Raw genomic sequence first — 12,516 nt, 5'->3', positions numbered from 1 at the left:
AGTGAAATATTTTGAATTCACTTGGTTGGCTGCGTTAACTATTCCCGTTTAATCCTTTTAGCAAGTTTATAATAGTTGGTTTCTAATCAGGTATTCCATATTTAAGTATGGAGCAGTAAGGTGCCATTAGCACAATAACCAACGTCCTGATAGTTGGTTATTGTAAATATCGCTATCGGGCAAACCGGGGCAAACAAGTATTTTGATAGAATTATATAGTTTTTAAACCCGGAGGAACTCTGCATGTAATTTAAAAACATTTGCGGTGGGGGGTAGTATATAGAGTTACCCATTGTCGGACAGGCGAAAGGTAATTTTGGGTAAACTACTGCTGGCGTGAAGCTTTTGATTTGTTATAATATTCAATTAACTTCTCGATATTACCCAGATTGTACTTGTTCATTCGAATTTGTTCCACCACCTCCGGCTCGTCAATCATAATGTCGCTCATGATATCATTAAAGTTTGCAGGGCTCACCGGCTGCATTTCAGCGGTATTAGCGCCAAAATAATACATTGTTTTGGATTTGCCGCCTCTGCCTCCCAGTGCTATGCCTACGCCACCACCCACGCCTCCATAAGTGCCGCTTCCGGCACCAAACCCGCCCGACAAACCAGGCGTAATGCCGAAGCCACCGCCCCGGCTGCCTTTACCAAGGTACAGTTTTATATCCTCATCAAGTACTACCTTAACAAAGTCAAGCTCCTTTCCGTTCCAGTTTTGGTTGCCGGGTGCATATGCAACTAGAAAGCTATCTATGCCTGCTTTAACAGAGCGTAGTTCTCCCGCGCTTAATTTAATCGGGTTCATCTTCTCGTTTTCCCTGAATTCAATAAACGCTTCAGTTTTAACGGGGGCCTTACCGGGCGGATCTATACGTACAAAGCCGGTTTCCGTATTGCCTTTATTATCCGTAAAGCTGCCGGGCAACCATTTTTGAGCCCGGGCTGTTAAGGCGTTAAACAAGCAAAATAGTATTGTTATATATAACGATAGTCGCATGGAGTAGATAGCAGGTGTTAATTTTAAACAATCAATTTCCCAAAGCCGGGGGGTAATCAGCTTTTTCTTTGTTATAAAAAATAACCCATTCATTCAGGTTATCAAGGTTAACGGTTTTGTCTTTTATACGTTCTACAATCTCTGGTTTGTCAGCCATAATACCACTCATTACTTCAACAAAGTTCTGGTCGTTGAGTAATAGTAAAGCGTTGGGCGTTTTTCCATAAAAATAATATTTTGAGCGCTCTTTGCCGGTGCCTTTTTTAAAATTGGTTGTAGCGCCGGCCGGTATCTCCTTTGCATAAGTTTCAAAGTTTACCTTCTCGTCGGCCCTATAAAAATACAGCTTAGTGGCATTATTAATAAGCACTTTTAAAAAATGCGGCTTACCTAATATTGCGTTGTGCGAAACGGTGAAGCTGTCAGTTGCTATAACATACCCTTTAATATCTCCCGCTGATATTTGTTGCTCTGCGGATGATCCTTTTTGTTTGAAAAGTATAAATGTTTGTTCGGGTTTTATAGTGCCGGGCACTTTTACTCCTGTGTCGTTATAATAAAACCCCTTTTTAAAACTACCGCTAAAAAGCTGAGCTTTTGCGGCAAAGCAGGTTATTAATAAATATGCCAAAAGTATCACGCTACGCATATTGGTAATTTTATCAGGTTAACAATAATTATAAATTATTTGTCATTAATCACATAATATCAATTAGGCAAGGGTTGCGCTGCTTTTTCTTTATGATAAAATTCAACCCACTCATGCACATTATTAATATTCATCCTTTTATCCTTTATTCTTTCAACAATTTCAGGCTTATCGCTCATAATGCCGCTCATTACCTCAATAAAATTTTTTCGTGTGAGCGATTGTAAGCTTTCGGGCCCGTAACCGTATAAATAGTAAATGTCTTTGCCGCCGCCAAAGCTGGGCATCACGGTAACCCCTGTAGCCACGCCCGACCCTACACCAATAGCCACACCTGCCAGCACAGAACCCCAGCCAATCTTAGCTGTTTTTTTCGCAGTATACAATTTTACCGGGTTATCAATCAATACTTTAATTATCGGAATGTCGGCCATTTCAGGCATGCGCGATACAATAAAACTGTCAGCTCCGGTTACGTAACTGTTCATGCTGTAGGCCGGTATTTTAATTTTATCCGCTTTTTTATCTCTTTTAAACCAGATGAATTTTTCACTGCTTTTTATTTGTCCGCTTACTTTGGTAAAAGTGGTATCGTAATAATAACCATCTTTCCAGCCTTGCGCAAGCGTATTTGACGAGAAGACTATGACAATAAAGGGTACAAGCAATGCTATAAAACGCATAAATAAAATTTAATTATTTGAACGGTTAAAGTAGCATTTAATTGTGAAATATAGCGAGGCATCGTTAGCTGGCATTAACGGTATCTTAGCGATACCGTCTTACTATTAATCACCATCATGTTACCAGATTATCTTCCGGTTCCCTGTCTCTCAACCATCCATTGCGGATATTCTTTTTCAAGGGCGCTTACCTCGTCAATCTTCTTCAATTCATCGGCAGATAATTCTATTGTCGTGGACTGAAGGTTGTCCTTCAATTGCTCAACATTTTTAGCACCTATAATAGTACTGGTTATGTCCTTTTGCAACCGTACCCATGCCAGTGCTACCTGCGCGGCCGATACACCATGTTGTTCTCCTACAGCAGTAATAACGTCTATAATGTCGTAGCTTTTTTCCTTGTTTATCGGCGGAAAATCAAAAGCGTCGCGCCGTGCGCCTGCCTTGTCACCGTCACGACTGTATTTGCCAGAGAGGAAACCACCTGCCAGTGGGCTCCATGGAAAAACTGCGAGGTTCTGGTCAGCAGCCAGCGGCAATATCTCACGCTCTATGTCGCGCCCCGATAATGAGTAAAAGTATTGGAGCCCTATAAATTTATTCCAGCCGTATTTTTCGGCAATGCCCTGTGCCTTCATTACCATCCATGCCGGCCAGTTACAACACGCAATGTAACGTACTTTGCCAGTTATGACAATATCATTTAAAGCGCGCATGGTTTCTTCAACAGAAGTACGCAAATCCGCGCCATGTACATATAGTATATCAACATGGTCCATTTGCAAACGTTTCAGGCTGTCATCCACAGAGTTGAAAATGTGGTAGCGCGACAAGCCCACATCATTAGGTTTATCACTCATAGGGCCGCGTACTTTGGTTGCTATAACCAGTTCGTTACGGTTAAGGCCAAGATCAATAATTGACTGACCGAGCAGGGTTTCTGATTCACCGTATGAATAGATGTTAGCTGTATCAATAAAGTTTATCCCCGAATCAATAACCACCTGCATCAGTTCATTTACACCCTGCTGCTGTATCTTGCCTATATTTTCCCAGTATCCTTTGCCGCCAAAAGTCATGGTGCCAAAGCATAGCTCAGATACCAGTAAACCTGTATTGCCTAAAAAATTGTACTTCATTTGGTTGATGTTTAAAATGGAATAGCTAAGGTCGAAAAATTGTTTGGGCATGATGTTCAGCTTACGGTAAACTTTATAAATCCAAATCAATCTCCTTTTGTAATTCTTTTATTTTTTGATAACAGGTATCAAAGCAAACCTTACTAACGCGCCCGTGTTATACTATGCAAATGAACCGACTACAAAAAAAACTCGAAAAAATTGGCCGAGACCCAAAGGTGACTGCCAAAGCAGTTGGCCTGCGCTATGTGGCCGATAACATGCCCGGTTATACGCGAAAAAAAAGCGGCAAGGGCTGGAGTTTTTACGATGCAGACGGTATGCTGATAAAGGACAAGGAACTTATTAACCGTTTTACCCGTTTGGTTATACCGCCGGCCTACACTAATGTTTGGATATCACCCCATGAAAACGGGCATCTGCAGTTTACAGGTATAGACGCCGCAGGACGTAAACAATACCGTTATCATGCAGACTGGAACAGGATACGTAATCAATCAAAATACTATCGGCTACAAACTTTTGCGGCGCACCTGCCGGCCATACGGCAACAAGTTGATACCGACCTTGCACGCCGAAATCTAGACTACCGCAAAGTAGTTGCACTGGTAGTGCGATTGATGGAATTAACCAGTATAAGGGTGGGAAATGAGTCGTACAAAAAGCTTTACGGCTCGTTTGGATTAACAACGTTGCAGGATAAACATGTTAAGATAGAAGGCTCAAACATGCGCTTTGAGTTTAAGGGAAAAAAGGGCGTTTATCAAAAGATAGCCCTGCAAAGCAAAAAACTTGCGCGGCTTGTAAAGCAATGCCGGGATATACCGGGTAAAGAACTTTTTCAGTTTTATAACGATAGTGGCGAACGTTGCACCATTGGCTCGGGCGACATTAATAGCTATTTAAAAGAAATAACCGGCGAAGATTTTACTGCCAAAGACTTCCGGACCTGGGCAGGCAGTGTAAGCGCGTTATATGCTTTTAAAGAAGCCGGCGAATTTGATACCGTAGCTGAGTGTAAAAAGAAGATTGTAAGTGTACTTGATGAAGTGGCGCTTAATTTAGGCAATACACGTACGGTATGCAAAAAGTACTATGTGCATCCAACGGTTATTAAAAGTTACGAAGACGGTGCCATATTTAAATACATTAAAGAACTTGACGAAGAAAAGGATATTAAAGCTTCAGAGCTAAACCGGGCTGAAAAAGCCTTGCTGCAAATTTTGGAGCACGAGAAGCTGGCGCAGGCGAGCTGATGCCGGTTGTTAGTAATAGGGCGAAAAATAAATATGCAGAGAATAATCTTTATGGTAAACATAGATATTCAATAAGGTATTCCAGTTATAACAATATGGCTGCAATTACCACAATTATCACCGGCGCAACATCGGGCATTGGCAAAGCTACGTCCTATGAACTGGCAAAAAAGGGTCATGCTCTTTACCTCCTTGTACGGGATGTAGTAAAAGGCGATGAGCTTGCGAAACAGCTCAGCCGGCAAACCGGTAACAGGGAGATATATAGCGTAAAATGCGACCTGTCTGATCTTTACAGTGTACGCACTGCGGCCGAAAAATTAAAGAGCCGTCTATTCGCTGTCAACGTTCTGATAAACAACGCCGGTGGCATATTCCCGCAACGCCGCACAAGCAAAGATGGTTTCGAGATGACGTTTGCCGTAAATCACTTAGGGCACTTTTTGTTAACCCAACAATTGATGCCTTTACTAATAAAAGGCCAGGCACGTATTATAAATGTCAGTTCGGAAGCGCATAGGGTAGGGCGCCCAAACTTTAATGATTTGCAGGGTAAAGAAAGTTATTCTGCCTGGAAAGCTTATGGTAACGCCAAACTTTACAATATATGGTTCACCAAATCCATAGCCGACAAGTTTGGCGATAAAGGACTTACTGCTTTCGCATTGCATCCGGGAGTGGTAAATAGCGGCTTTGGTACGGGTTTAAGCGGCTTTAGCAGGCTGCTGCTTAGCCTGGCAAGGCCATTCATGATATCACCCGAAAAAGGAGCAGAAACCACTGTGTACCTGGCGACGCAAGCCACATTGCACACCAAAAGCGGCGGATATTTTAAGAAGAAGAAGCCTGTTAAGCCGTCGGCGGATGCTAACAACGTAGCTTATCGGGAAAAGTTATGGCAATTAAGCGAATTACTGATAACTCGTGATTTGTAATATGGGAACCTTATACAATTTAGGGTGCTCGCCAACGCCGTTGTGAGATATCGCTCCAAAATAATTACTTTGCATTCTTTATGTACTAAAGTATATCATGACAATTGATCAGTACCTCATTAATGTAAATAACAAATACGGCTCTGGAATAGCTACTGAACATAGTTACCGAGGCGATCTTCAAATATTGCTTGAAAGCATAGCTGCCGGCGTTGAAGTAACAAATGAGCCATCACGGATACAATGCGGTGCGCCGGATTATATCATTACACGTAACCGGATACCTGTTGGCTACATCGAAGCAAAGGATATTGGGAAAAACATCGGTCATAAAGATTACAAAGAACAATTTGACAGATACCGCAAATCACTTAACAACCTTATTATTACCGATTATGTAGAGTTTTGGCTATTTGTCGATGGTGAATTAAAAACCAAAGTAAGCGTTGCAGAAATAATTGGCAGTCAGATTACTCCGCTGCCACAAAACTTTAATGAATTTAACAGCCTCATAAAAAATTTTTGCACCCACGTAAGTCAAACCATAAAATCGTCGCAAAAGCTTGCTGTGATGATGGCTGATAAAGCCAAGTTATTGGCCGGTGTAATAGAGAAAGCTTTAACCAGTGATGTCGAAAATCAAGAGAACAGTTCCTTAAAAGACCAGATGAACGCTTTTAAGGATATATTGATACATGATATTAAGCCCAAGGATTTTGCTGATATATATGCGCAGACCATTGCTTATGGTATGTTTGCCGCGCGTTTACACGATCCAACTTTACCTACTTTTTCGAGGCAGGAAGCGGCAGAGCTAATACCTAAGACAAATCCATTTCTACGCAAATTGTTCCAATATATAGCAGGCTATGACCTGGATAGCCGCATCGTGTGGATAGTTGACGCGCTGGCGGAGATTTTCAGGGCGACAGATGTAGCGGCACTCCTGCAAAATTTTGGGAAATCAACGCAAACCAACGACCCTGTTATCCACTTTTACGAAACCTTTTTGGCCGAGTACGATCCTGCACTGCGTAAATCGCGCGGGGTTTGGTATACGCCCGAGCCGGTAGTGAATTTTATAGTGCGCGCGGTTGATGATATTTTAAAAACAGAATTTAATTTACCGCAAGGTCTTGCTGATAACAGTAAAATAAAAATAAAAAATAAAATAGTTACTAAAGCAACATCTGACAGGACTTCTAAGCTTAAGGAGGTTGAAATTGAACGAGAAGTGCATAAAGTGCAGATACTTGACCCGGCTACAGGTACAGGTACCTTTTTAGCTGAGGTGGTGAAGCATATCTATAACAAATATAAAGGGCAGCAAGGAATATGGAGCAGTTACGTTGAAAATCATTTGATACCACGTTTAAACGGTTTTGAGTTACTTATGGCCAGTTATGCTATGGCACATTTAAAACTGGATATGCTGCTGACAGAAACCGGCTACAAAGCCACCCGCGACCAGCGCTTTCGTATTTATCTTACCAATAGTTTAGAGGAACATCACCAGGATACCGGGACATTGTTTGCAAACTGGCTGAGCAGTGAGGCTAACGAAGCTAATCATATAAAGCGGGATACGCCCGTGATGGTTGTGATGGGTAATCCGCCGTATAGTGTTAGTAGTAGTAATAAAGGCGCTTGGATAGAAAATCTTATTTCCGATTACAAAAAAGATCTAAATGAACGCAATATCCAACCCTTAAGTGATGACTACATAAAATTTATCCGTTTTGGTCAACACTTTATTGACACTAATAGTGAGGGCGTGCTAGCATACATTTCTAACAATAGCTTTCTTGATGGAGTAATTCATCGGCAAATGCGAAAAAGCTTATTACAGAGTTTTGATAAAATTTACATACTAAATCTACACGGAGATTCCAAGAAAAGAGAGAAGTCACAAGACGGCGGAACGGACCAGAATGTATTTGATATTATGCAAGGAGTTAGCATAAATATTTTCATAAAGAAAAATCTCGATAAAAATTATTTAGGCGAAGTATTTAGCTTTGATTTTTATGGTAAGCGAGATGTTAAGTATTCTAAATTATCCAATAATTCGATTTCTACAATACCTTGGGAGGCCCTTAAAATAGATAACGGAAATTTTTTTTATGTACAGAAAGATTTTTCTAATTCAGACTTATATGATGAATTTGTTTCTGTTAAAGATGTTTTTATCGAGGATAATTCGGGGGTCCAAACAGAATTTGATTATTTAAGTGTGAATGAAAATCAAATGATTTTAGAAAGAAATATGCAACTATTATTAAACGATAAAGTAAATGATATTCTCGCTAAATTAAATCTTTCGAATGACTATATCGGTAAAATTACCAATGCGCAAAGGGATATCGCCGAGCATAAGTCTTCAATTGTAAATTATAATTATCGTATTTTCGATATCCGGAAGGCAATTTTTACAGGTTATGCTAATGGAATTATGGGGCGTCCTCGAGGTAAAACCATGTCTAATTTTAAAAATGACAATATTGGCTTGATAGCCCCCAAACAAGTTTACCCTGATTTCAAGCATGTTTTCGTAACAAAATATATATGCGATGCAAATTTAATTGCTTCTGCTAAAAAATTTGGTTGCGGTAACGTTTTTCCACTTTATCTATATCCAAGAAAGACTTCGTTAAATCAGGAAAATATAGATATTGGTCTCGAAAGGATACCGAATTTAAATAAGTTATTCCTTGACAAATTTGCAATCAAGCTGGATTTACACTTTACCAATGAGAAGCAACAAATAGAGAATACATTTTCTCCAATTGATATCTTAGACTACATTTATGCCGTACTACATAGCCCCGCTTACCGTGACAAATACAAAGAGTTTTTAAAAATAGATTTCCCGCGGGTGCCATACCCTAAAGATGCAGGTACATTTTGGCAACTGGTTAAATTAGGTGGCGAGTTACGGGAATTGCATTTACTGGAAAGCAACGAAGTGGATAATTACATTACAAGCTACCCCGTTGACGGTAATAATATCGTAAATGCTACACGTTACACCGCCGGGCGTGTATATATCAATCAGGACCAATACTTTGAAGGCGTACCTGCGGGCACCTGGCAGTTTTATATAGGCGGCTATCAACCCGCCCAAAAGTGGCTAAAAGACCGCAAAGGGCGTGAATTAAGTTTTGATGACATATTGCATTATCAGCGTATGATAGTGGCCATGACTGAAACACAAAGACTAATGATAGAGATTGATAGAGTGGGGGTAGTGTAAGTATGCCGAAGAAGCGCGAAAGCCCATACTTAGACGGTTTAATTGATAAATACATCAAAAGAGCTAAGGGATTTTACCCTGGATTAGAATTTGGTAGCAGATTTTCGCTGTACAGTGGTGACGAACCGAGACATTGCAAATTGGAATTTAGTCTAAAGTCGAAAAATCTGATAAATACGGAGTATCATGTAAAAAGAAAATATGATGTCATACACTACACTTCTTCCTTGCAAAATGTCATTGAGATTTTAAATAGCGGATTATTTAGACTTAGTAATTTGATAGCTTTAAACGACCCGCAAGAGTTAAGATTTATAATCAATAACCTGAAAATGGATTTTAACAAAAAGCAGATAGAAAAATATAAATCACATTTTTTTTGTGGTTCGTTTTGTAGAGTGTTAAATAAAAAAAAACCAGACGAGTTCCCCATGTGGCGTTTATATGGCGATGATGGCTTTGGGGCCGCAATTATTTTTGAGATTGTTAATTATGAAAAGGATTGGTCAAATTTTTTAATATCTAAAGTTCAGTACGGAGATGCTAAGTCAGTAAGCAGGTACAACGAATTTATGGATTTTCATAATTTGTTTCAAAAAGAAAATAATCAGCCTTTGCAAAGCGGCGATCTGCCATACGCATTAACTGCATTAATGGCACTTCATAAAAATAAGATATGGGAATATGAAAAAGAAATTAGAATATTAACATATAATGAATATGATCATTTATATACTTTAAAAAGCAACGAGCCTCATATTTGCGAAGTGAAACATTCGGTTTTGAAAAACGGGAAAAAGTATTCATTTGTAGAGTTGCCGCTTTTAGGAAGTAAAGAATTCAGGCGTATCTCCAAGATTATCAACGAAGCATCATCCAATTATTTAAATAACCGCTTTCCAATCATCAAAGTAAAGGAAGTAATCTTAGGTTATCGTATAGAAGATACTGTTGTCAGTAATGTAGAAGATATAGTGGCTTACGTTTCTAATTCTTTCGGGTATCAAATCAATATCCGGAAATCACATCTTTCAGAACATATGCATTAATCCTTTTACGAGAAAAATTTTTTTCAAAGCGTTGAAGTTTCCTAAACGCCCCCTTTCAAAAAAACAGCTTTGCATCAACTGTGTGCAACCGGCTTCCAATCTCTATCCGCTATATTTACACCAATGTATTTTATCCTCTCCAAGCTCCTCCTTGTACTTATACTCCCTCTCACATGGGTAGTAGTGTTGCTGGTTGCGGGGTTGATTGTAAAACGCCCGGGGTTAAAACGTTGGTTATTGGTAACCGGCGTTATGTTACTGCTGCTTTTCAGCAACCGTTTGCTTTTACGGTGTTTTTCAAGTTGGTGGGATGTGCCGCCGCGAGAGGTAGCTGACGGCCGGGTGTACAGCGCTGCCATTATATTAGGGGGCTATGCACAGGAGGATAGTGAAGGGAAGGGCTATTTTGGTCCATCGGCTAACCGGTTTATACAGGCAGTTAAATTAAAAAATGCGGGAAATGTGCAGCACCTTGTTATCACCGGGGGCAATGCCGGCCTTAATCCAAGCGCGTTTAGGGAAGGTGCCTGGGTGCAGCAGCAGGTAAAACACTTCAATGTGCCCGACAGTGCTGTACTGGTCGATCCGGATTCGCGCAATACATTAGAGAATGCTTTGTATACCCGCCGATTACTCGATAGCAGCAAACTAAAACCACCATACCTGCTGGTCACCTCAGTTTACCATATGCGAAGGTCGCAGTACATCTTCCGGAAGGCAGGTATGTCCGTTGTACCGTATGCCTGCGAATTTAACGGCGACAGCGAAGTTTCATGGGATGACTTATTGCCAGACGCCGCTGTAATGCCTGCCTGGAACCTGTATATAAAGGAAATGGTTGGGTATTTAGTGGCGCATGTGCAGAACATTCCCGGGCGTTAGCGACGTGGCCGGGAGCGGGTGGTACGCACGTTGATTCATTCCTGAGTACTTAGCGAATAGCGCCTTCGCAAACTGACACACGCCTGCACCTGCAAAAAAATACGTACTTTTGGAGGCTTATGAAACAGCCCAGGCTTGCCGATCTGATATTATTTGAGGATGACAATATTATAGTGGTAAATAAACCACCGTTCATCAGTACGCTTGATGAGCGGGAGGGGGGCGAAGTGAATATGCTGCGCCTGGCCAAAGCTTACAGTAGGGATGCCCAGATTTGCCACCGCCTGGATAAGGAGACTTCCGGAGCACTTATTATAGCTAAAAATCCTGAAGCTTATCGCTCAGTGTCCATGCAGTTTGAGAAGCGCAGGGTGAAAAAGGTTTATCATGCTGTTATAGATGGTACCCACATTTTTGAAAACCTCTTCATTGATCTTCCTATTCTTAACGTTGGTAAAAGCAGTGTTACCATCAGCCGCCAGGAGGGCAAGCGTGCCGAAACCTGGTTTAACTCCCTTAAGTATTATAAACATTACACGCTGGTAGAGTGCCGCCCTGTTACTGGCCGCATGCACCAGATACGCATACACCTGGCTACGCAGCGCGCCTCTATAGCAGGCGATGAGATGTATAAAGGCCAGCCAGTGTTACTCTCTAAGTTAAAAAGAAAATATCGTTTAGGTAAAGAGCAGGAAGAGTTGCCAATTATGAAACGCTTTGCCCTGCACGCTTACGAGGTGACTTTTAAATTGCTTAACGATGAAGAGGTAACTGTACACGCGCCATACCCCAAGGATTTTGAAACTTTACTAAAGCTGCTGGATAAGTTTGACAGTTAACCAAACCAGCGCTCCCAAAGTCGCGGATTTAAACTCAGTTGCACGGCGCCCAATCCGGCGCAAACAGATAGCTGTCTATTTTATAGCTTGCTTTTGATATACTAAGTAGTGCTGCATGGGCAGAAAGTCCTCTTTTTGCACTAATTTGAATCTGTTGGCTGCCAACTCTTTATTTACTTGCTCTACCGTCATTTTATGCAGGGGCTTTATAGCCACTTTAGGGTCTTCGGCACGGTACTCAAGTAGTACAAGCTTCCCGCCCTCTTTAAGAGACCGGTGTATAGCCTGCAACATCTCGGATGGGTAACTTAACTCGTGGTAAACGTCTACCATTATAACTACGTCTATGGCGTTTACCGGCAGGTTAGGCGACTTGTCTGCGCCTTTTATTACTGTCACATTCTTCAAGTTGCGTTGACCCGCTCTGTTTTTTAAATAGGCTAGAGCTTCGTCCTGTATTTCTACCGCATATACCCGTCCGGCAGGCACTTTGTCGGCTATGCGGAATGTATAATAGCCTGTCCCTGCGCCGATATCGGCTATTACGCTATTGCTTTGTAAGGGCAGCCTGGCAATTGCGCGGTCAGTGTTTTCTTCCTTGTTGCGTGTATTGCGTTCCAGCCATGCCGCGCCGGCAAAATCCATAAACGGGGCTATTTCACGGCCTTTATACCATTTACCCGTACCGTCCGAAGACGGGGTCTTTTGAGTGTACGCTGTTGTATTTTTTGTCGTTTGAGCAAAGGCAGCACTTGAAACAATTACAAAAAATAATAAAAGATATTGGAGATTTTTCATTGCTGTAGAAGTTGCTAAAGCAAAGCTGGT

The 12,516-nt window shown here is 41.2% G+C and carries 11 protein-coding genes; 6 read left to right on the top strand and 5 right to left on the bottom strand.

What is annotated here, in order from left to right; genetic code table 11:
- Positions 1 to 325: 325 nt before the first annotated feature.
- From DJ568_RS08835 to DJ568_RS08820, 4 genes are all read right to left on the bottom strand, one after another.
- Positions 326 to 967: a hypothetical protein gene (locus DJ568_RS08835; protein WP_147238732.1), complete on the bottom strand. Its 642-nt coding sequence runs from the start codon at positions 965 to 967 to the stop codon at positions 326 to 328.
- A 67-nt stretch (positions 968 to 1,034) separates the two neighbouring features.
- Positions 1,035 to 1,652 (bottom strand): hypothetical protein, encoded by a 618-nt coding sequence (locus DJ568_RS08830; protein WP_114004899.1) that lies wholly within the window; start codon positions 1,650 to 1,652, stop codon positions 1,035 to 1,037.
- 59 nt (positions 1,653 to 1,711) lie between these two features.
- Complete coding sequence (locus tag DJ568_RS08825; protein ID WP_114004898.1) at positions 1,712 to 2,335, bottom strand: hypothetical protein; 624 nt, start codon at positions 2,333 to 2,335, stop codon at positions 1,712 to 1,714.
- Between the two features lie 128 nt (positions 2,336 to 2,463).
- Positions 2,464 to 3,525, bottom strand: coding sequence for an aldo/keto reductase (locus DJ568_RS08820; protein WP_233496658.1), 1,062 nt, complete (start codon positions 3,523 to 3,525; stop codon positions 2,464 to 2,466).
- A gap of 119 nt (positions 3,526 to 3,644) precedes the next feature.
- On the opposite strand from DJ568_RS08820, the gene DJ568_RS08815 reads away from it, so the two are divergent.
- The 6 genes from DJ568_RS08815 to DJ568_RS08790 all read left to right on the top strand — a co-directional run bounded on the left by DJ568_RS08815 (position 3,645) and on the right by DJ568_RS08790 (position 11,688).
- The gene (locus tag DJ568_RS08815; protein ID WP_114004897.1) at positions 3,645 to 4,730 is read left to right on the top strand and encodes a DNA topoisomerase IB; all 1,086 of its coding nucleotides are present in this window, start codon (positions 3,645 to 3,647) and stop codon (positions 4,728 to 4,730) included.
- A gap of 95 nt (positions 4,731 to 4,825) precedes the next feature.
- Positions 4,826 to 5,665, top strand: a complete 840-nt coding sequence (locus tag DJ568_RS08810; protein WP_199560926.1) for an SDR family oxidoreductase — start codon at positions 4,826 to 4,828, stop codon at positions 5,663 to 5,665.
- A 97-nt stretch (positions 5,666 to 5,762) separates the two neighbouring features.
- A complete protein-coding gene (locus DJ568_RS08805; RefSeq protein ID WP_114004896.1) occupies positions 5,763 to 8,918 on the top strand; it encodes a type ISP restriction/modification enzyme in 3,156 nt (1,051 codons plus the stop codon).
- Between the two features lie 2 nt (positions 8,919 to 8,920).
- The gene (locus tag DJ568_RS08800; RefSeq protein ID WP_114004895.1) at positions 8,921 to 9,967 is read left to right on the top strand and encodes a DUF2971 domain-containing protein; all 1,047 of its coding nucleotides are present in this window, start codon (positions 8,921 to 8,923) and stop codon (positions 9,965 to 9,967) included.
- 123 nt (positions 9,968 to 10,090) lie between these two features.
- Entirely contained in the window at positions 10,091 to 10,849 is a 759-nt protein-coding gene (locus DJ568_RS08795; RefSeq protein WP_114004894.1) for a YdcF family protein, read from the top strand.
- Positions 10,850 to 10,968: 119 nt separating this feature from the next.
- A complete protein-coding gene (locus DJ568_RS08790) occupies positions 10,969 to 11,688 on the top strand; it encodes an RluA family pseudouridine synthase (RefSeq protein WP_114004893.1) in 720 nt (239 codons plus the stop codon).
- 75 nt (positions 11,689 to 11,763) lie between these two features.
- Here the strand turns inward: DJ568_RS08790 and DJ568_RS08785 are convergent, their stop codons facing one another.
- Positions 11,764 to 12,486 (bottom strand): class I SAM-dependent methyltransferase, encoded by a 723-nt coding sequence (locus tag DJ568_RS08785; RefSeq protein WP_114004892.1) that lies wholly within the window; start codon positions 12,484 to 12,486, stop codon positions 11,764 to 11,766.
- Positions 12,487 to 12,516: the final 30 nt, after the last annotated feature.

The sequence above is a fragment of the Mucilaginibacter hurinus genome (assembly GCF_003324525.1).
Lineage (GTDB): Bacteria > Bacteroidota > Bacteroidia > Sphingobacteriales > Sphingobacteriaceae > Mucilaginibacter > Mucilaginibacter hurinus.
Note: the sequence above shows the minus strand (reverse complement) of the source record. Positions and strands in the feature narration are given on the sequence as shown.

What these genes read in the sequence shown, in the direction of transcription:
- DJ568_RS08820 (WP_233496658.1), bottom strand. Translation starts at nt 3,525, where the DNA reads ATGCCCAAACAATTTTTCGACCTTAGCTATTCCATTTTAAACATCAAC.
- DJ568_RS08785 (WP_114004892.1), bottom strand. Translation starts at nt 12,486, where the DNA reads ATGAAAAATCTCCAATATCTTTTATTATTTTTTGTAATTGTTTCAAGT.
- DJ568_RS08810 (WP_199560926.1), top strand. Translation starts at nt 4,826, where the DNA reads ATGGCTGCAATTACCACAATTATCACCGGCGCAACATCGGGCATTGGC.
- DJ568_RS08790 (WP_114004893.1), top strand. Translation starts at nt 10,969, where the DNA reads ATGAAACAGCCCAGGCTTGCCGATCTGATATTATTTGAGGATGACAAT.
- DJ568_RS08795 (WP_114004894.1), top strand. Translation starts at nt 10,091, where the DNA reads ATGTATTTTATCCTCTCCAAGCTCCTCCTTGTACTTATACTCCCTCTC.
- DJ568_RS08830 (WP_114004899.1), bottom strand. Translation starts at nt 1,652, where the DNA reads ATGCGTAGCGTGATACTTTTGGCATATTTATTAATAACCTGCTTTGCC.
- DJ568_RS08800 (WP_114004895.1), top strand. Translation starts at nt 8,921, where the DNA reads ATGCCGAAGAAGCGCGAAAGCCCATACTTAGACGGTTTAATTGATAAA.
- DJ568_RS08805 (WP_114004896.1), top strand. Translation starts at nt 5,763, where the DNA reads ATGACAATTGATCAGTACCTCATTAATGTAAATAACAAATACGGCTCT.
- DJ568_RS08825 (WP_114004898.1), bottom strand. Translation starts at nt 2,335, where the DNA reads ATGCGTTTTATAGCATTGCTTGTACCCTTTATTGTCATAGTCTTCTCG.
- DJ568_RS08815 (WP_114004897.1), top strand. Translation starts at nt 3,645, where the DNA reads ATGAACCGACTACAAAAAAAACTCGAAAAAATTGGCCGAGACCCAAAG.